The sequence below is a fragment of the Bifidobacterium biavatii DSM 23969 genome, assembly GCF_000741165.1.
In the GTDB taxonomy this organism is placed as follows: domain Bacteria; phylum Actinomycetota; class Actinomycetes; order Actinomycetales; family Bifidobacteriaceae; genus Bifidobacterium; species Bifidobacterium biavatii.
This window is the reverse complement of record NZ_JGYN01000034.1, coordinates 48,383-68,191: the sequence shown is the minus strand read 5'-3', so window position 1 is coordinate 68,191 and position 19,809 is coordinate 48,383. Positions and strand designations below refer to the sequence as shown.

The following is a 19,809-nucleotide window of genomic DNA, read 5'->3' as shown; positions in this document are numbered from 1 at the left end:
CGCGGGATACGCAGAGTACGTACGGGACACGGGATGACGTTCGGAATACGTATGCAATGCAGCGCACGTATGCGACGTGGGACGCGGCGAGCGCGCTGCGGCGATTGTTCCGTCCACTGCCGCCGCGACGATCGGACCGGGACTTGGCCGAAGCGACGCTGCGATCGCCGGCGGAACGGCTCAATCCACAGCGCGCAGATCGCGCGGATCACTCCAACCACGCGGGGCGGCACGCAAGGCACCGCACGATGCAGCCGCTCATGATCGAACCGCCGGCCCCGCCGATCGCGCTGACGCCGCTGCTGGCCTGCGATCCGGCGACCGACCCGGACATCCTATGGCACATCGCGCGCGAGGCTCCCGAACTGCGCCGCTGGCTCGTCGCCAATCCGAACGCCGATGCGGCGCTGCTCGAATACGTGGCGCAGGCCGGCGGGCCGGGCGTCAACGTCGCGCTCACCGTGCTGTTGGAAGGGTGACAACCGCGAGGGTTACGCGAACAACCCGCGCAGCGTATCCCACAGCGTTTTCTTCTTGAGCAGATCCATGCCTTCGCGGTCCGACTTGACCGCGGCGATGTCGTACGAATACGCCTTGCCGGAGCTCGGCTTGCCGACCAGCTCGCCGTATTCGAGCAGCTGCGTGCGCGGCCGGTGCGGATGCCGGATGTCGAACTCGAACAGCCGGGCAGCGCGCTTCTCCGCCGCGGGACCGTACGAGTCGAACCCGCAGGTCGGCGTCGCGACGAGCATCAGCCCGTCGACCGTGCCGACGAACCCGTTGCGATGGTCGTGTCCGGTCGCCACGCCGAAATAGCCGCCCGAATCGACGAGCATCACGAATTCGCCGCTGTCGTAGTCGGGACAGCTGATCCCCTCCCCTAGGTAGCTGCCGGGCTGCGTTTTCGTCTCGTCAAGCACGTAATAGTGCGACTCCCACGCGCGGTAGCCCTGGATCGCGCCGGACGCGTTCGCTTCGACCGGCTTAAGCAGACCGTAATACTGCGGCAGCGGCATGTGCTGGAACACCAGCGATTTCGCGCCGATGCGAGACGGCAGCGACCGGAGGAAACCGAGCGTGCGCGTGGACGGCTTGCCGTAGCCACCTTCGGCCGAATAGTCACCGGAATTCACGACGACGATGCCGAGCACGGCTCGCGTGCGGTCCGTGTCCATGACCGGCAGCGCGAACGTGCCAGTTTCGCCCGGGTACACGAGCTGGTCGGGAAGCCCGGACTGCGGAACCGTGCGCGGTTGGGGGAACGCGTGCGGATGCAGTTCGTCCGAATCGTCCGGTTCCGGCGGCGGGTTCAGGCAGCCGGGAAATTCGCGGTAGATCGCGTCGAGCTCGTGCGTGTCGAGTCCGCACTGGAAATCGTGATTGCCGTACGTAACGGCGAACGGCACACCGCGCTTGACGAGCGGGTCGATGACCGTCGCGATCATGCCGCGCACGAGTTCGCGCGTATGGTCGAGATTGCCCGGTTTGGCCGGAGTCCAGTGCCGTTTGCGGAACGTGTCAGCGAAGGCCGGATCGTAGCCGGCGATCTGATTGCCGGTGAAGACGACCAGATCGGGCCGGGCCGCGTCCACGGCCGCTTCGATGAGCTTGATAGTGTCCTTGTTGACTTTGGGACCGTCTTGGATGTCCGCGAGCTGCAGGACACGGAATTTGCCGGAATTATGGAATTGCAGGCGCCCTAGCCGCGCCGACACCGATACAGGCCGCCCTTCGCCGCGCGGCCGCTCGTCGTTCTGATTCAGTTCCGTCATGTCCTCAAGCGTAGCCCACGTTGGTATGGCGTTTGCTGAAGTGTCGCGGGCGGTTTGTCGCGGGGCGAAAAACAAAAAACCCTCGCGCAAGGCGAGGGCTTATTGGCTGGGATGCCTGGACTCGAACCAAGAATGGCTGAACCAGAATCAGCTGTGTTGCCAATTACACCACATCCCAATTTGGCTGGCGTACCAACTCCGAGGAGTCAGTCGTCGTACCCCCAACCGGATTTGAACCGGTGTTGGCGCCGTGAGAGGGCGTAGTCCTAGACCGCTAGACGATGGGGGCATATTCAGTTTTTCAACCGGTTGTGCAGCGAACCGCGCAACGAGTGATAAATATACGCGACCACGCCCCATCACGCAAATCACGGCGTGTCGCGCCATTTTCCAACGGTTTTAGTCTCTCCACCGAGACCAACTCTCTCCACGGCAACCCATGCCAACCGCTTCCCCGTTGTGGATAACACGCCGAGGTGTGGATAACTCGGACCTTTCGACCACATACCCCGCCCCGGCTTGCATGCGCACTCCGGATATGGAACGCTTGCCGGACCACCACGTCATTCATCAAAAAGTGAGAGCAGATATGCTATCATCAGAGCAACGGAAAGCGAGGTTTGATTGGGTCAAACGAGATGACGGCAGCAGCGAGTTCCAAGACTTCCTTGACGGCATCAGCAGCAAGGCGCGAGCCAAACTTCTGGCGCGCATAGCCGCCATAGAGGAGTACGGCGTCACTTTCGCCGCCACAATGCTGTGGGTGAAGAAACTGGAACACAACCTGTACGAGATACGCGTCGAATACACGGGCAACCAATATCGATCGCTGTATTTTCAAGTTCAGGGTAACCGCTACATGATCACCCACGGATTCTCCAAAAAGACCCAGAAAACCCCGGAGCAGGAGAAAATACACGCACGGCACATACGGGACCGATGGATAGGAGGCCATGATGACCGCGATTGACCAGCTCGTCGAACATTATGCCCACAACGACGCCGTCTTCAGCAAGGAATTCCGGCAGGAAAAAGAACGGCTCGACGTTGCGGCCGCCCTGATGCAGCTCCGCAAGGAAACCGGGCTGTCACAGCGAGAACTGGCAGAACGCGCAAACAAGCCGCAATCCACCATCGCCCGCATCGAATCAGGCCGCATGAACGCAACCATCAGCCTGCTCGAACAGATCGCCGCAAGCGTCAACAAACGCGTACACATCAGCTTCGTCGACGCATAACACAATAGATGCAACAAGCAAGGCCCCGAGCGAATGCCGGGGCCTTGGTGAATCGTACCCCCAACCGGATTTGAACCGGTGTTGGCGCCGTGAGAGGGCGTAGTCCTAGACCGCTAGACGATGGGGGCTTGAGTTATCCGCTACGTAGCGAACCACGCAACGAATGATCAATATACGGGAACATCCCAACAACGTCAACCACGGCGTGTCACATTGTGATTCCTCGGTTGACAGAACGCGTTTTCCGTATTCTCACTGTACTCTCGCCGCGTGATTGCGAGCGGTTATCATCGGCGGCACCAATCAAAAAGGCGCCCGCCAGCAAGACGGACGCCTTTACGCGTTCCCGCGGAATGCGGGAAGTTCAGCGATCACTCACAGGTGCTCGCGCAGGCCCTTGAGACGGGCGATCGACAGGTCCTTGCCGACGATCTCCATGCTCTCGAACAGCGGCGGGGAGACGCGGCGGCCGGACATGGCTACGCGCACCGGGCCGAACGCCAGACGCGGCTTGTAGCCGCCGTCCTCCACGAGCGCCTTGTTGAGCGTCTCGTGCAGGTTGTCGGTCTTCCAGTCGGCCTCAGCCACGCCCTCGAGCGCGGCGATCGCCAGATCGAGCACGGCCGGCGCGGAATCCTTGAGCGTCTTCTTCGCGTCGTCCTCCGGCTCGAGGTACTCCTCGGTCGACAGCAGCGAGCCGACCATGCCGGCGACCTCGCCAAGCAGGCGCACGCGCGGCTGCACGAGCGGCGCGGACGCGGTCAGGATCTCCCGTTCGCGATCGGTCAGCTCGTCCCAGGACGCGGCCGACACAACGCCGTCACGGTGCAGGTACGGCACGGAACGACGCAGGAAATCGGCAGGATCAAGCATGCGGATGTGCTCAGCGTTGATCGAGATCGCCTTATCGAGGTCGAAGCGGGCCGGGTTGGCCTTCACGTCGCGCACGTCGAACTTCTCGATCATCTCCTCCATCGAGAACACGTCGCGGTCCGGCGCAATCGACCAGCCGAGCAGGGCGAGGTAGTTGAGCAGGCCTTCACGGATGAAGCCGGCGTCGCGGTGGTTGAACAGGTTGGACTCCGGGTCGCGCTTGGAGAGCTTCTTGTTGCCCTGGCCCATCACGTACGGCATGTGGCCGAACAGCGGGGTGGTCTTGGCGATGCCGAGCTCCTCGAGGTAGCGGTACAGCACGATCTGGCGCGGGGTGGAGCTCAGCAGGTCCTCGCCGCGCAGCACGACGTTGATCTCCATCATCGCGTCATCGACCGGGTTGGTGAGCGTGTACAGCGCGTCGCCGTTCGGGCGGACGATCACGTAGTCCGGCACGGAACCGGCCTTGAACTCGATGCGGCCGCGGATCAGATCGTCGAACGCGATGTCCTCGTCGGGCATGCGGATACGCAGCGCGGGCTTGCGGCCCTCCGCGCGGAACGCGGCCTTCTGCTCTTCGGTCAGGTCGCGGTCGTAACCGTCGTAGCCGAATTCGGCCGGGCGGCCGGCGGCGAGGTTGCGTTCCTTGATCTCCTCCGGCGTGGAGTAGGACTCGTACGCATAGCCGGCCTCGAGCAGCTTGGCAGCGACGTCCTTGTAGATGTCGGTGCGCTCAGACTGGCGGTACGGGCCGTGCGGGCCGCCGACGTCGATGCCCTCGTCCCAGTCGATGCCGAGCCAGCGCAGCGCGTCGAGGATCTGGTTGTAGCTTTCCTCGGAGTCGCGGGCTGCGTCGGTGTCCTCGATGCGGAAGATCAGCTTGCCGCCGGTGGCGCGCGCCTCGGCCCAGTTGAACAGGGCGGTGCGGACCATGCCGACGTGCGGGGTGCCGGTCGGCGACGGGCAGAAGCGCACGCGCACGTCCTTCGGCAGTTCGGGCTTGATGTCCTTCGGATTTTCAGTGGTTGCGGAAGTGTTGTCAGCTTCAGTCATAATCCCTTATTCTGCCGCGCAAGCGGGACGTGGTCGCGCGCACAGTCGTACGCACAACCACGCGCACGATCGCATACGCACCCGATACATACGCCGATGCATGCGCCGATCATCACATGTACCGTCTATGCCCACACTCCCCCGGCAGACCGCTTGCCAACGAAGAACGGAAAAACAGTCGTGGGCATAAACGGAACATTCACGAAACCGGAATCGTGAACGTACATCAGCATGTACCCGACTGTGGGCATAGACCGTACATCACGCGGACAAGATCGTGGGTATGGACAGTACATTTGCACGAACGTGGGCATAGACGGGACAATAACCGGGCGGTTGCGGCCCGTACGTGTACCGTCTATGCCCACGCTCTTGCGGAACTGTCCGATTACACCCACAAACCAGTCATCAGCGCTTCTTGCGCGCCTGCTCGCGGGCGGCGCGACGCTCGTCCGCGCGGCGCTGATCCTCGGCCTTGCGCTCGGCGCGACGGCGCTGGCGATCCTCAAGCGGCTCGATCACGTGCACGTCCATGCCGGGCAGGCGGGCGTACGAATACGCGACCATCATCGCGATGAACGCAGGCACGGACACGCCGAACGCCGCGGCCAGACCGGGCCACGTGTAGTACGCCCAGACCATCACGAGGAACAGGATCACGGTCATCAGGCTGTTGAGCGGGCGCGCGACGACCATCTGCAGCGACGCCTTGACGATCCAGATCGGCTTTTCGTCGAAGTTAGAGCGCAGCACCCACGAGACCATCACGAACAGGCCGTAGAAGATGTTGATCACGAGCAGCGCACCGGACAGGCCGTACCCGATCGGGCCGAAATCGTTCCAGTTGGTCAGGTAGTACTCCCAGATGAGCAGCGCCCACAGCGCGAACTGCGGGTAGCCGAACAGGTTCGCGCTTTTGAGTTCGGCCTTCCAGGCTCGGTGGAAGACGGTCCACGTCTGCTTGATGGTCCACGAGCGGTCGGCCACGTCGAGCAGCCACGTGCGGTACGTGGTGTGCAGCGCGGCGATGGACGGGAAGAAGCCGACCACGCCGAGCCCCAGCACCGTGTGCACGATGAACGCGATGTGCGCGACCACCACCATCATGATGATGCGGCAAATGTATTCGTATCCGACCGCAAAACGGTTCATTTCCAACGTTCCTTTCAGAGAGGGGCCGCGCACGGCCGTGACCGCGGCGCGTACGGCGCGCATCCGGCGCGCATCCGGCGCCCACGCCGTCGACGGCGGGATTCCGACGATGGTTGCCTTATCACATCCTATTACGACGCCGGGCGCGAAGCTGGACGCCAGCTGGACGCGAGAACCAGACGGGAGCACCAGACCCGGAGAACCAGACCGGAAGACCGGCAGACAACGGCAAAAAGCCCCGCGTCGGAATGGACACGGGGCTCAGCTTCTGGCCGACAGCCAATGCCGCGGCGCGGACCGCCTTAAAGGCACGCGGACGGATGCGCCGCCGTACGCCATACGGCCGGAAGGAGAATCAGCCCTTCACGGCGCCGATCATGACGCCCTTGGTGAAGTACTTCTGGAGGAACGGGTAGATCACCAGAAGCGGCAGGGTGGAGACGATGATGATGCCGTACTTGATCGAGTCGGCGAGCTGCTGGCGTTCGATCATGGACTGGCCGTTGCTCGAACCGCCGCCCGACGTGGTGATCTGGTTGGCGAGCAGGATGTTCTGCAGGATGACCTGCAGCGGCTGCTTGTTCTGATCGCGGATGTAGATAAGGCCCGTGAAGTAGTCGTTCCAGTGGCCGACGAAGTAGTACAGCGCGATCACGCCGATGATGGCGGAGCTCAGCGGCAGCACGATCTTCATGAAGTAGCGGAAGTAGCCGAGGCCGTCGATCTGGGCCGCGTCGTGCAGTTCCTCCGGAATCGACGACTCGAAGAAGGAGCGCACGATGATCACGTTGTACACGCTCACCGCGCCCGGCAGGATGAACACCCACATGGTGTTGAGGATGCCGAGGTCCTTGAAGAGCAGGTAGCCCGGGATCAGACCGCCGGAGAAGAACATGGTGAAGGTGAACAGGAACAGGATGATGCGGCGGGGCTTGAACTCGGCGCGGGACATCGCGAAGCCGACGGGCAGCGTGACGATCATGTTGACCAGCGTGCCGACGACCGAGTACAGGATGGTGTTGCGGTAGCCGATCCAGATACGAGGCTCCTGCATGACCTTCATGTAGCCGCTGAAGTTGATGCCCTTCGGCAGCAGCGTCACCTCGCCCTGCGAGACGAGACCCGCATTGGAGAAGCTGGCGATGACGATGAACCACAGCGGGTAGATCGTGATGAACACGACGGCGATGAGGATGGCCGCGATGAGGATGTCGACGACCCAGTCGACCGGCTGCTTGTGCTGGCGGACCTTGGGGTTCCACGGAATGTCGGCGCTCGATGCCTTGGGCGCGATCGTGGGGGCGGATGCACTCATGATGATGATCCTTTCTTTGCCTGAAAGACGATTCGTTGGCCCGGCATCAGAAGATGCTGGTGTTGGACGCGCGCTTGGCGACCGCGTTCGCGGCGATCAGGAACGCGAAGTTGATCACCGTGTTGAACAGACCGATGGCGGTGGAATAGCTGTACTGGTTGGAGACGAGACCCATCTTGTACACGAAGGTCGAGAGCACCTCGGCACCGGACAGGTTCAGCGAATTCTGCATCAGGTAGACCTTTTCGAAGCCGACGCCAAGCACGCCGCCCATGTTCAGGATGAGCAGGATGCCGCAGGTGGGCAGGATGGCCGGGATGTCGACGTAGCGGATGAGCTGGAGGCGACCGGCGCCGTCCATTTTCGCAGCCTCGTACAGGGAGGTGTCCACGCCGGCGAGCGCGGCAAGGTAGATGATGGAGTTCCAGCCGCAGTGCTGCCAGACTTCGGTGATCCAGTAGATCGGGGCGAAGGCGTCCGGGTTGCCGAGGATGTTGGTCGGGCCGAGGAAGCGTCCGATCATGCCGGAGTTCGGCGCGAGGAAGATGTTGATCATCGAGACGATGACGACGGTGGAGATGAAGTGCGGCATGTACGTGACCGTCTGCACGAAGGACTTGGTCTTCTTGCCGCCGATCTGGTTGATGAGCAGCGCGAGGATGATCGGCGCGATGAAGCCGAGCACGAGCGTTCCGAGCGAGACGCGGACGGTGTTGATGATCAGGCTGGAGAACTGCGGGGATTCGAAGAACTTGGTGAAGTACTTGAAGCCGACCCACTTGCCGCCGGTCAGGCCCTTGCCGGGGACGAATTCGCGGAAGGCGAGCTGGATGCCGTACATCGGCACGTAGGCGAAGAGGACGACGAAGAAGATTGCGGGGATCGACATGGCCCACAGCTGCCAGTAGCGGCTCATGTGGGTTGCGATGCGGGCGGGCAGCGGACGGTGCCGTGCGATGTAGTCGTTGTCAGGAATGTCGACGCCGGCCTTGGTGGGCGCGGGCGTGGCGGCTTCGGCGCGATGCGTGCCTTTGATTGCGGAAGCCATGGCCATCCTTTCGGAAAATGACTGGTCAGTGAATGGAAGGGCCCGTCCCGCCGGCGCCGGTGTTGGCCGAGCGGCGGGACGGGCCCGTGGGTTGAGAGGAAGGGAAGGAAGGAATGAGGTGTCTGTCAGGGGTTACTTGGACGCCGCGATGGTGTCGTCGTAGGCCTTCTGCCAGAGCTTGATGTTGTCTTCGATGCCGCTCTTCTTGAGGGTGTCGATGTAGGTGTTCCACGAGGCGTCGTCGAGGCCGCCGTCCTGGATCCAGGTGGAGATGAGCGGCAGGGCGTAGTTCCAGATGGTCGAGTTGTTGTTCGACACGGTGGTGTTGTCTTCGGCGCTCAGACGGGTGTACATCGGGATCAGGTCCTTCTCGCCGATGTGCGACTGCTGGGTCTTGTAGACGGTGCCGTCCTTCTCGGCGAGGACCTTGTCCTGATCGCCGGTGACGCTCATGTTGTCGCGGACCCAGGTCAGGCCGCGGTCGGCCAGACCGAAGGTGGACAGGTCATCCTGGAACTTGATGACGTTGTAGACGCCATCGCCCTTGTTCTCGATGTACTTGCCGAGGTCGCCGTAGTAGGACTCCATGGAGATGTCCGGATCAAGGAACTCGTTGATGATCTTGAGCGCGGCGGTCTTGTGGGCGTCGTCCAGGTTGGCCTTGACGGCTGCGCCGTTGTAGATGTCCTGGAACTCCGGCTCCCACGTGGTCTGATCGTAGGAGACTCCCGGCGCGGCCGGCACCTCGATGGACTCGTACTCGTCCTTCAGGTCGCCGAAGTTGCCGGTGTTCCAGCCGAAGATCATGCCGACCTTGGCGGTCTTGCCGTCGGAGGAGATGTCGGCGGTGTTGAGGGAGGCATCGCGGGTGAGCACGTCGGCGGGCATGAGGCCGGCCTTGATCAAGGAGTGGTAGTACTCGATGACGGAGCGGAAGTTGTCGGAGAGCATCCAGTTGCCGACCTTGCCGTCCTTGACGTAGATGCCCTGGGAGCCGGCGGAGGTGATGACCTGAGTGTTCTGGCCGGTGCCGTTGAGCAGCAGGAACGGGCTCCACCAGCCGAAGCCCGCGGTGCCGAGCTGGTTGATGAGCATCGGAACCTCGTCGGCCTTGCCGTTGCCGTTCGGATCCTGCGTCTTGAACGCGGTGAGGACCTTGGTCAGGTCGTCCCAGGTCTTCGGAACCTGCAGGCCGAGCTTCTCGAGCCACTGCTTGTTGATCATGAGGTTCTGGCCGCTGGACCACTTGGCGCCGGAGGCGTTGCCGTAGTCGGACGGAACCTGCCAGACGTGGCCCTCGAGGTCGGAGCCGAACATCTTGGCTTCCGGAACGGCCTTGAAGTAGGCCTGCACGTTGGGCATCTGGTCGAGGTCGTCGCTCAGGTCCTCCCAGTAGTTGTACTGGGCGAAGTTGTCGGCGTTGTAGCCCCAGATGGTGATGTCGCTCACGTCGCCGGAGGCGAGCACGGTGGAGGCCTGCTGGGCCCACTGGGTGTCGAGGATCTCCTCCCACTTGATCTCGCAGTCGCAGGCGGCCTCGAGGTCCTTGGTGAGCTTCATCTTCTTGGCTTCGATCTGGGTGCTTCGCTTGATGAGCGTGATCTTGATGACCGGCTTGCCGTCGGCGTTGGTCTCGCTCTTCTCGGCGCCGCAGCCGGCGAGAGTGAGGCCGGCGGCCAGCACCATGGCGGTGGCCGCGACGAGCTTCTTCTTGATGTTCATGGGGTTCCTCCTTGTTCTCCTGGTTTCCCAAGAAATCGGCATATTGCACACGAGCGGATCGCACTGCAAGGGATTGGCTCGGCCAACACCGTTGTTGTGTTCACTGTGAGCCTCGCCGCTCGTTTACAACGTTGGAATTGAGTATAGCGCTTTTTTCATCGTTGTACAAATCGGCTGACACGCCGAAGAAACGGCTTGTTTTGGCCGTTCTTACCGAGATGCCTCGCTAAAAACGGCCGAACGGGTTCGAGATTTTTTTCTTGCTTGTGACGGACGGCCTATCGCGTCAGCGCACGAAGGTGCCCGCGGAGGGACCTCCGTCGGGCGGCAGCACGTCGGTCGTGACCGGCGACCACACGTCGTCCGGCTCGGGAACGCCGAAGTCGGGCGTGCCGTCATCGTTCCAGCGCACCACGCCGACTCGGGCGTGGCGGTTCGGGTCGAACAGCGGGTCGCCCTTGATTTCGGTGTAGTTGCGGGCGTGGTAGATCATCAGGTCCTCGGAATCATCCTCGGATTTGGTGAACGAGTTGTGCCCGGGGCCGTACTGGCCGTTCTCGGCGCAGGTCCTGAACACCGGCACCGGGCTCTTGGCCCAGCTCTTCGGGTCCAGCAGGTCGCTGCCGCGCTCGGCGCTCAGCAGGCCGACGGCGTACGGCACGCCGGTGCCGGACGCGGAGTACGTGATGAAGATCCTGTCGCCGTGGAACAGGAACGCCGGGCCCTCGTTGACGAGGAAGTCGATGCACTCCCAGTCGTATTCTGGCTTGGTGAGCATGACTGGATCGGCGGCCAGCGTCCACGGGTTCTCCATCGGGGCGATGTACAGGTTGGAGTTGCCCGGGATGTCGTAGTCCTTCTGCGCCCAGACGAGGTACTGCACGCCGTCGATCACCTCGGTGGTCGCGTCGAGCGAGAACGAGTCCATCGGGGTGACGATCCGGCCCTTCTCCACCCAGTTGTCGGTGGTGGGGTCGGCGTCGGTGTTCTCGAGCACGAACATGCGGTGCGTCGGCATGCCGGACGCCTCGAAATCGGTCTCCGCGCCGGCGAAGTAGATGTACCAGGCACCGCCGATGCGGTGCAGTTCGGGAGCCCAGATGTACTTGCTGCACGGGCCGGACTCGTGCTTGCGCCAGACCACGGTCTCCGGGGCCTTCTGCAGGTCGTTGATCGCGGAGGCGTGGCGGATGGCGATCTTGTCATACTCCGGATCCGAGGCGGTGAACCAGTATTCGCCGTCGACCTTGAGCACCCACGGGTCAGCGCGCTGCAGCACGATCGGATTGTTGTAAACAGTCATTGTTCATCCTTTGCAATCCAGTGTTCATCACGATTTACATCGATGAATATAGCAAATATACAACGATGAAACAACCCGGCGTTTCCTCGGTCCGGCCCAGACACTGCGCGGCCGGCGCCGCCGGCCGCGCGTTCACAGGGAACGGGTGGATTCGCGCACCACCAGCGTGGAGGCCACCTTGCGGAAGATCGGATCCGGAGAGTCGTTGCCGAGCGGGTTCTGGCCGGCGATGCGCTCGTTGAGCACGCGCACCGACAGGCGCGCCACCGCCTCAAGTCCGGGGGCGATCGACGTGAGCGCCGGGGACAGGTACTGCGAATCGTCCGAATTGTCGAAGCCGATCACGGAAATGTCCTCCGGAATGCGCAGGCCGCGCATCTGGATCGCATGCATCGCGCCGGCGGCGAGCATGTCGTTGAGCGCGACCACGCCGTCCGGGTTCGCGCCGGAATCGAGCAGCGCATTCATCGCGTTCACGCCGTCGGTGCGATGCCACATGCCCACCGGGGCCTCGAGGCGCGGATCATAATCCACTCCGGCCTCCTCAAGCGCCTCCTTATAGCCGCGCAGACGCAGCGACGCCGAGCCGATGTCCTCCCCCGGATGCGTGCCCAGTACGGCCACCCGCTTGCACCCGGACTGCAGCAGGTACTGCGTGGCGTGCTTCGCGCCCTCGATGTTCTCGGTGGCGATATGGTCGAACCGGTCGGTGAAGATGCGCTCGCCGACGAGCACCATCGGATATTCGAGCTTGAGGTCCTCGACGTCCTCGACGGCCAAGTCCAGCGGGCTGTAGATCAGGCCGTCCATCATCGACTGCTGGGAGCCGAGCAGCGCGTCGAACTCGCCCTCGCGCGAGTACAGCGTCGGCTCGACGATCACGCGCAGGCCGACCTTCTTCGCCTCCTCGATCACCAGCGACGACAGCTGCGCGAAGTACGGCATCTGCAGGTCCGGGATCGCCAGGCCAATGATGCCCGTGCGGCCGCGGCGCAGGTTGCGCGCGGACACGTTCATCACGTAGCCGAGCTCCTCGATCGCCTTGTTGACCTTGTCGCGCGTCTTGTCGGACACGAATTGGTAGTCGTTGACCACGTTCGAGACGGTTTTGATCGACACGCCGGCCGCCTTGGCCACGTCGCGCATAGTGACCACCCGGTCGGGGGCCGCCGTCGCCGCATTGCTGCTCATGATGTTCTCCATATTCTGTTCTCGTCGGTCGATGGTCATGCGTTGCGGCAATGGCTGCATCGCCGGAAAAACGGCCGTCCCCGCCCACGCACCACAAGCGGGGGACGGCGTGGCGAAAAGCCTTACCGTACGGCGATTTCCATCGTTATACAAGCATAGGCCGGATTGAGTTCCTCGTCTGCCTGCATGTCAAGAATTGGCATGCCGTCGGCCGCCCAGTGGACGCGGCGCACCTGCGCGTCGCGGCCGCCGTAGCGCCCGTTGTCATATTCCGCGTTATGGAACACGTAGATGAGGTTGCCGTCCTCGTCGCGCGACCACATGCCGTGGCCGGTGCCGAGCTGCCATTCGCCGTTGTACACGCCGGATTTCTGCAGCGGATAGTCAAGCTTCGTCCACACGGCCGGATCGGTCAGATCAGCGCGCTGGCCGGCCGGCGCGCTCGCCAGACCGGTCGTGTAGTCGATGCCGACGAGCGAACCGGAGTAGATCAGCCAGATGCGCCCCTTGTGCACGACCGCGTTCGGGCCTTCCGCGATCAGGTTGTCCCACGCGAACTCCGGCACAACGATCTGCCGCGGCTTCGACGTGAGCCGGTCAGGACGCGCCGGGTCGAACGAGGCTATCCACACGCTGCCGACCTGCTGCCACGCGTAGTACCAGCGGCCGGAGTCCTGAATCACGGTCATGTCGAGCGAAATGCGCTGCACCGGGTTGAGCGGGCCTCCGTCCGGGTCGAGGATCGGCCGCGGCACGTCCCAGTTGGCCTTCTCGCGCGGGTCGAGATCGCGCCCGTCCGCATCCTGCTTCAGCTGCATGATGTGGCAGCTGCCGGTCCACATGTCCGGCCGTCCGGCAGCCGGGTTCGGCGAACCGTCCGGGTCCGTCGGCTCGCCGTCGAAGCACGGCATGAACAGCACGGACAGTCGCCCGCCGATCACGTGCAGTTCGGGGGCCCAGAAGCAGCCGGTCATCGCGCGGCCCTCGCTGTTGAGGTCGCCGCGCTTGAGCAGGTCGATCTCGCGCTCGCGTCCGCCGGCCGCGTCCGACAGTTCGATGATCGACGCCGCGGCGCGCAGCGGCATGTGCGTGCGGCCGTCGTTCGGGTCGATGCAGTTGCCGTCGGTGTCGTCGGTCGCGATGAACAGGAACAGCGGCTCGCCGTTGAAGTTCCATGCGAAGACGGACGGATCGGCGCGTTCGACCGCGAACGGCACGGGATAGACGGTCTGGCGGACGCGACCGTCGATGCGGCGCGTCTCGCCGGGCTTGAGACGGCCCGTGGCCGCGTCGTCGGCGAGTGCGGCCAGCTGGTCGGCGTTCCAGTCGACGGCGCGGTTGGCGGTGGATCCGTCGCTGTAGGACAGCGTGGCGGTGGCGTGGCCGAGCGCGCGGACCGCGTCGCGCGCCTCGCCGTCGCGCAGATCGGCGGGCAGCGAGAACGGGCGGACGGATGCGCCGGTGTTGTAGACGCGGCCGAAGCGCGCGATGAGCGCGGCGGCTTCGGCTTCGGTGATGTCGATGACGTTGCCGGGGACGATGGGGCCGAGGGCGGGATACCGGACGGCTGCGGTCTCGTACGGTTCGCCCGCCGCGCCTGCGACGGCGAGCGGCTCGGACGACGCGGCGGCAAGGATGTCCGCGGCGAAGGCGGAGCGGGGCGCGCCCTCATCGTCCTGCCAGCGGATGACGTAGCGTTCGACAGAACCGTCCCAGTCGACGGCGGGACGGCGGACGCCGGCGGCGGTGTCGAGCCGGACCATGCCGAGCTGCGTGTAGGAGCGCAGGTCGCGGCTGACGGCGAGCAGGAACGAGGACCGTTCGGAGCCGTCCGCCTCGCCGCCGCGGGCGGTGCGCGTGGCGACGATGCCGAAGCGTCCATCGCGCAGGCGGAACAGGTACGGGTCCTTCAGGCTTTTGAGCGCGGTGTCGACGTCGGGCATGACCGCATCGACCGCGACGGCGGCGCTAACCGGATCGTCGCCCTCGGCGGCGAGGCGCGCGGCGGCAGTGCATGCGCGGCGGGCGGCGGCGGTCACGCCGGTGCGGGGCACGGCGGCGGCGAAGAATATGCCGTAGTTTTCGTTGAGCGGCATCCATTCGCCGGTGGTTTGCGAACGCAGCGCGAGGTGCATGCTCAGCGCTATGTCCTCATTGTTCGCTTCGTCGCGGGTGGTGGGGATACGGGTATAGCACAGCAGGGAATACGCGGGGGACAATGTGACGGCCTTTCGTCTCGACTTGTCTTTTACAACGATGTACAGTATACTCACGATTACATCGTTGTACAAATGCGCGTCGCGTCGCGAACAGCAATCCACCCCGACCCCCATTTGCCAGACGATTTCATCCATGAACCCAACGGAAAGGGACGTCATGAAGTCTTCCATCATCCGTCGCGTCGCAGCGGCGGTCGCCTTCATCGCGGCCATCGTCGCGCCGCTCGCCGGCTGTTCGGCAGCGGCCGGCGCAGACGGCACCAAACCGGTCGTCTCCAAGGTCTCCGACATCAAGCGCGCCTCGTCGCACGACCCGACCATCGCCAAGGACGGCGACACGTACTACATCTACGGCTCGCACCGCGCCTGGTACAAGAGCACAGACCTCGTCAACTGGGAACCGTTCACCGACAACCTGAGCACCGACTTCAAGGACATCCTCGGCGGCATCTGGAAGGAATGGCCGCAGCAGCCCTCCAACTCCGACCTGACCGGCAACATGTGGGCTCCCGAAGTCGTCTACAACAAGACCATGAAGAAATGGTGCATGTACATGTCCGTCAACGGCACCAACTACAAGTCCGTGATCGTGCTGCTCACCGCAGATCATCTCGGCGGCGACTGGACGTACGTCGGACCGGTCGTCTACTCCGGCTTCCGCACCGAAACCATGGACAAAACCGACGTGGGCAAGGTGCTCGGCACCAATGAGGTACCCACCCGGTACCTGTCCCCCGGCGACACCGAAATCAACGCCATCGACCCGAGCGTCGAAACCGACGACAACGGCGACATGTGGATGACGTTCGGCTCGTGGTTCGGCGGCCTGTGGATGTTCAAGCTCGACCAGAAGACCGGCCTGCGCGACTACGCGACCACGTACAAGACCGTGCCGGACAAGTCCGACCAGTACTACGGCGTCAAGCTCGCCGGCGGCTACGGCAACTCCGGCGAAGGATCCTACCTGCTGCACACCAACGGATACTGGTACCTGTTCGCGTCCTACGGCGCACTGCAGCAGACCGGCGGCTACCAGATCCGCATGTTCCGCTCCAAGGACATCACCGGACCATACGTCGACGAAAACGGCAACCCGGCCGTCTACACCAAATCCGTCGCGAACAACTGGACGTCCGACATCGGCGTGCGCCTCATGGCATCCGTCAAGTGGAGCGGCAACGACAACACCAACATCGAAGTCGCGCAGGGCGGCAACTCGGCATTCGTGGACGACGACGGCACCGCGTACGTCATCTATCACACGCGCTTCTCCAACCGCGGCGAAGAGCACGAGGTACGCGTGCGCGAGCTGCTGCCCACCTCCGACGGCTGGATCGTGGCCGCGCCGTACGAGTACGTCGGCGTCAAGGCCGCGGCCAAAGGCTACGACAAGAGCAAGCTCGCCGGCGACTACGAGCTCGTGACGCACGCGCAGAACACGTTCTTCCAAGGCAAGAAGAACATCGCGGACAAGGACAGCACCGACTACATCGGCGTCAACGAGCCGGTGAACATCACGCTCAAGTCCGACGGCACGGTGACCGGCGACCAGACCGGCACATGGAGCGTCAAGGACGGATCGGACCGGATGAGCATCACGCTCGGCGGCACGACGTACGAGGGCGACTTCGCGCAGCTGCCGCGCGACAAGGATCTCAAGCAGGTCATGACGTTCTCCGCGATCGGCGGCAACGTGTGCATCTGGGGGTCGAAGCAGTAGGCTCCCTGCCTTCGCCCCGCCACGCACCCAATCCGCAGCACGCACATCGCACGCATCACGCAAGGATCGTCACACATGGACACGCAATCCGACATCATCCCCTCCCCCACGACCGTCGCCGGACCGGCTGCCGCATTCCACGGCCCCGCCATCCACGATCCGGCCATCGTCGAGGAAAACGGCACGTACTACCTGTTCGGCACGCACCGCAAGTGGGCGCGCAGCCGCGACCTCGTCCACTGGGAGCCGTTCGAGAACAACCTGAGCCGCGATCCGGAGCGCCTGCTCGGCGAGATCTGGCGGGCGTGGCCGCAGCAGCCGGAGAATCCCGACCTGCGCGGCAACACGTGGGCTCCGGACGTGATCTGGAACGACGCGATGCGCAAGTGGTGCATGTACCTGTCGGTCAACGGGCACGATTTTCGCTCGGTGATCGTGCTGCTCACCGCCGACCATCTCGACGGTGACTGGACTTACGTCGGGCCGGTCGTCTACTCCGGATTCGACGAGGGCAACGTGGACGCGACCGACGTGCCGCGCGTGCTCGGCGAGGAGGAGGCGCACGGCGATCTCGCCCGCTACCGTTCGCTCAAGAACACGCGGATCAACGCGATCGACGCCGCGCCGATCCGCTGCGACCACGGCGAAATGTGGATGAGCTTTGGCTCGTGGTTCGGCGGGGTTTGGATGTTCAAGCTCGACCCGACCACCGGCCTGCGCGACTATGCGACGCGCTACCCGCTCGTACCCGACGCGTCCGACCCGTACTACGGCGTGAAGGTGGCCGGCGGCTACTGGAATTCCGGCGAAGGCTCGTACTTCGTCCATCATGGCGGCTGGTGGTACCTGTTCATGTCGTACGGTTGGCTCGGCCGCACCTGCGGCTATCAGATCCGCCTGTTCCGCTCGCGCAACCTCGTCGGCCCGTACGTCGATCAGAACGGCAATCCGGCCATCGCCAACGGCGAGATTCCGGACAACCAGACCAAGGACACCGGCGTGCGGCTCACGTCGTCGGTGTGCTGGAGCGGAGGCCCCTCCGACGACGCCGACGTCGAGGTGTCGCAGGGGCACAATTCGGTGCTCACGCGCGCCCGCGACGGCCGGCTGTTCCTCACGTACCACACGAGATTCGCCGGCCGCGGCGAAGACGACTTCGAGGCGCGCGTGCGCGAGCTGCTGCCCACGGCCGACGGCTGGCTCGTCGCCGCGCCATACGGGTATCGCGGTGCGGTCGTGCTGCCGCCGTCCGCCGCCGCGTTCGTCGCGGGGAACGGTGACAGTTCGGCGGCCTCCGCGTACGCAAGTCCTGCGTCCGCATGCCCCGCGTACGTCGCCGATCGCGCCCATCCCGCGCATCTGGCCGGTGACTACGAGCTCGTGCGGCACGATCCGCACACGTACTTCGACGGCACACGCGACGCGGACGGATCATGGCGCGGCGTAAACCTGCCCGAAACGATCACGCTGCAGCCCGACGGCCGCGTGACCAGCGGCGGTCGGATCGAATTCAGCGATACGCCGGGCGCGACGCCGCGGCCGACCGACGGTCCGATTTCGCGCGGATCGTGGCGGATGCTCGGCGCGGCCCCGGCCGGCGTGCGCTGCTGCGACAGCGACGTGGCGATCACGATCGACGGCATGACGTACACGGGCGTGTTCGCCGTGCTACCGCGCGAGTCCGACGGCCGACCGACGCTCACGTTCACGGCGGTCGGCGGCAACCGGGCAATCTGGGGATCGCGGGCGTAGGTCCGGCGGCCCAGCCATCCCCCACCCGTCGAATCCAACTGTCAAATCCAGCCAGTTCCACCGATTGTGGGCATAGACGGGTCACTGCGAGCCGTTTTTCGCTCGTACATGACACGTCTATGCCCACGATTGTCTTAATGCACCGTCTATGCCCACGAACTGCGAGACGTTATGTACCGTCTATGCCCACGATCGGGAAGGTCATGGTCGGTTATGCCCACGATCGGGATGTTCGCGATCGGGAACTCGGCCGGTTATGCCCACAACCGGGCAAATCACCGGAGCAATCATCTCAGTTCCTCTCCCCCTAGCGAGTAGAATAAATACCGTTTACTACAACGCTGTATATATTGCGCTGCAACAAAAAGGGAGCGATCATGGGACAAATCAGCACATGTGAGACCACCGACAACAGTGAACGGACGTGGCGACCGAGCACGAGCCCGTGGCTGGGCGACGAGCCACATCCGGCCGCGTGCCGCGTCATCATCGACAACGACTTCGCAGGCGACCCGGACGACCTGTTCCAACTCGTGCACCACCTGCTCTCGGAATCGGTCAACATCCGGCTCATCGTCTGCTCGCACCTGCGCCACGGCGACTTCATCAACGGCTCCGACACCACCGCCGCAAACGGACGCGCGCGCATCGAGCGCATGTTCGGACTCATGGGACTGCGCGACTACGACGACCTGCTCGTCACCGGATCGGAGCTGCCACTGGCCGACGCGACCACCCCACAGCGAGGCGCGGCATGCGAGGCAATCGTGCGCGAGGCGATGCGCGACGACACCGATCTGCCGCTGTACTACGTGGCCGGCGGCGGTGTGACCGACCTGATGAGCGCATGGCTGGTCGAGCCGCGCATCGCGCAGCACATGACGGTCGTGTGGATCGGCGGGCAGGAGTATCCGGGACTGGCCGAACCGCCGCTGGGACGGCCGGCGCGCGAATACAACGCCGAAATCGATCCGGTCGCAGCGCGGATGCTGCTCGCCGGCTGCGACCTGCCGCTGTGGCAGGTGCCGCGCAACGCGTACCGGCAGTGCCTCGTCTCGACGGCGGAACTGGCCGCGAACGTGCTGCCGTGCGGCGCACTGGGCCAGTATCTGTGCGGGGAGGTCGACAACATCCGGTTCCACGGCGAGCACTACTGGACGAAGCCGACCGGCGCGTACTGCCTTGGCGATTCGCCGCTGGTGAGCCTGACCGCGCTGCTCACGCCGTGGGATACGGCGCCGGCGTCGCACGGGTGGGTCGCGATTGCACGGCCCGCGCTCGACGCCGACGACCGGCCGGGACCGATCGAACCGGTGAGCGAAGCGGACGCGCAGGCCGGACGCGGCATCCACGTGATCACGCAGGTCGACAACCGCCTGCTGTTCGGCGACCTGTTCGCCAAGCTGCGGCTGTTCGACGCGTGGCGCTCGGGACGGTAGGCGACGGGCCGC

General features: G+C 64.1%; 15 protein-coding genes and 3 tRNA genes. 6 read left to right on the top strand and 12 right to left on the bottom strand.

All coding sequences use genetic code 11. The features are described from left to right. Positions 1–248 precede the first annotated feature (248 nt). Complete coding sequence (locus BBIA_RS15000) at positions 249–479, top strand: variant leucine-rich repeat-containing protein (RefSeq protein WP_420796702.1); 231 nt, start codon at positions 249–251, stop codon at positions 477–479. Positions 480–491: 12 nt separating this feature from the next. Here BBIA_RS15000 and BBIA_RS11510 read toward each other — a convergent pair whose 3' ends face one another. The 3 genes from BBIA_RS11510 to BBIA_RS11500 form a co-directional block, all read right to left on the bottom strand. Continuing rightward, positions 492–1,772: a metallophosphoesterase gene (locus BBIA_RS11510; protein ID WP_035138424.1), complete on the bottom strand. Its 1,281-nt coding sequence runs from the start codon at positions 1,770–1,772 to the stop codon at positions 492–494. Positions 1,773–1,875: 103 nt separating this feature from the next. Next, a tRNA-Gln gene (locus BBIA_RS11505) sits at positions 1,876–1,950 on the bottom strand. Between the two features lie 38 nt (positions 1,951–1,988). Beyond that, a tRNA-Glu gene (locus BBIA_RS11500) sits at positions 1,989–2,061 on the bottom strand. A gap of 249 nt (positions 2,062–2,310) precedes the next feature. On the opposite strand from BBIA_RS11500, the gene BBIA_RS11495 reads away from it, so the two are divergent. Both BBIA_RS11495 and BBIA_RS11490 read left to right on the top strand, forming a co-directional pair. Then, positions 2,311–2,742, top strand: coding sequence for a type II toxin-antitoxin system RelE/ParE family toxin (locus BBIA_RS11495; RefSeq protein WP_202962052.1), 432 nt, complete (start codon positions 2,311–2,313; stop codon positions 2,740–2,742). After that, entirely contained in the window at positions 2,729–3,010 is a 282-nt protein-coding gene (locus BBIA_RS11490; protein ID WP_033494186.1) for a helix-turn-helix domain-containing protein, read from the top strand. The genes BBIA_RS11495 and BBIA_RS11490 overlap by 14 nt, the downstream gene beginning before the upstream one ends. A 55-nt stretch (positions 3,011–3,065) precedes the next feature. Here the strand turns inward: BBIA_RS11490 and BBIA_RS11485 are convergent. From BBIA_RS11485 to BBIA_RS11445, 9 genes are all read right to left on the bottom strand, one after another. After that, positions 3,066–3,138 (bottom strand) — tRNA-Glu (locus BBIA_RS11485). Between the two features lie 247 nt (positions 3,139–3,385). Then, complete coding sequence (gene gltX, locus BBIA_RS11480) at positions 3,386–4,936, bottom strand: glutamate--tRNA ligase (RefSeq protein ID WP_033494116.1); 1,551 nt, start codon at positions 4,934–4,936, stop codon at positions 3,386–3,388. A 408-nt stretch (positions 4,937–5,344) separates the two neighbouring features. Beyond that, the gene (locus BBIA_RS11475; RefSeq protein ID WP_081892360.1) at positions 5,345–6,088 is read right to left on the bottom strand and encodes a YesL family protein; all 744 of its coding nucleotides are present in this window, start codon (positions 6,086–6,088) and stop codon (positions 5,345–5,347) included. A gap of 355 nt (positions 6,089–6,443) precedes the next feature. Then, entirely contained in the window at positions 6,444–7,403 is a 960-nt protein-coding gene (locus BBIA_RS11470; RefSeq protein ID WP_033494115.1) for a carbohydrate ABC transporter permease, read from the bottom strand. Between the two features lie 46 nt (positions 7,404–7,449). Continuing rightward, positions 7,450–8,451, bottom strand: a complete 1,002-nt coding sequence (locus BBIA_RS11465; protein WP_051924022.1) for an ABC transporter permease — start codon at positions 8,449–8,451, stop codon at positions 7,450–7,452. A 132-nt stretch (positions 8,452–8,583) separates the two neighbouring features. Beyond that, the gene (locus tag BBIA_RS11460) at positions 8,584–10,173 is read right to left on the bottom strand and encodes an extracellular solute-binding protein (RefSeq protein ID WP_033494113.1); all 1,590 of its coding nucleotides are present in this window, start codon (positions 10,171–10,173) and stop codon (positions 8,584–8,586) included. Between the two features lie 286 nt (positions 10,174–10,459). After that, on the bottom strand, positions 10,460–11,476 hold the full coding sequence (locus tag BBIA_RS11455) for a glycoside hydrolase family 43 protein (protein WP_033494111.1): 1,017 nt from the start codon (positions 11,474–11,476) through the stop codon (positions 10,460–10,462). 132 nt (positions 11,477–11,608) lie between these two features. Continuing rightward, entirely contained in the window at positions 11,609–12,667 is a 1,059-nt protein-coding gene (locus BBIA_RS11450) for a LacI family DNA-binding transcriptional regulator (protein ID WP_033494179.1), read from the bottom strand. A gap of 122 nt (positions 12,668–12,789) precedes the next feature. After that, positions 12,790–14,886, bottom strand: a complete 2,097-nt coding sequence (locus BBIA_RS11445) for a family 43 glycosylhydrolase (RefSeq protein ID WP_033494110.1) — start codon at positions 14,884–14,886, stop codon at positions 12,790–12,792. 157 nt (positions 14,887–15,043) lie between these two features. Between BBIA_RS11445 and BBIA_RS11440 the strand changes: the two genes are divergently transcribed. The 3 genes from BBIA_RS11440 (at position 15,044) to BBIA_RS11430 (ending at position 19,797) form a co-directional block, all read left to right on the top strand. Beyond that, positions 15,044–16,606: a glycoside hydrolase family 43 protein gene (locus tag BBIA_RS11440; protein WP_033494108.1), complete on the top strand. Its 1,563-nt coding sequence runs from the start codon at positions 15,044–15,046 to the stop codon at positions 16,604–16,606. Positions 16,607–16,681: 75 nt separating this feature from the next. Next, entirely contained in the window at positions 16,682–18,358 is a 1,677-nt protein-coding gene (locus BBIA_RS11435; protein WP_081892358.1) for a glycoside hydrolase family 43 protein, read from the top strand. Between the two features lie 377 nt (positions 18,359–18,735). Beyond that, complete coding sequence (locus tag BBIA_RS11430) at positions 18,736–19,797, top strand: nucleoside hydrolase (protein ID WP_051924021.1); 1,062 nt, start codon at positions 18,736–18,738, stop codon at positions 19,795–19,797. The last annotated feature ends 12 nt before the right edge of the window (positions 19,798–19,809 follow it).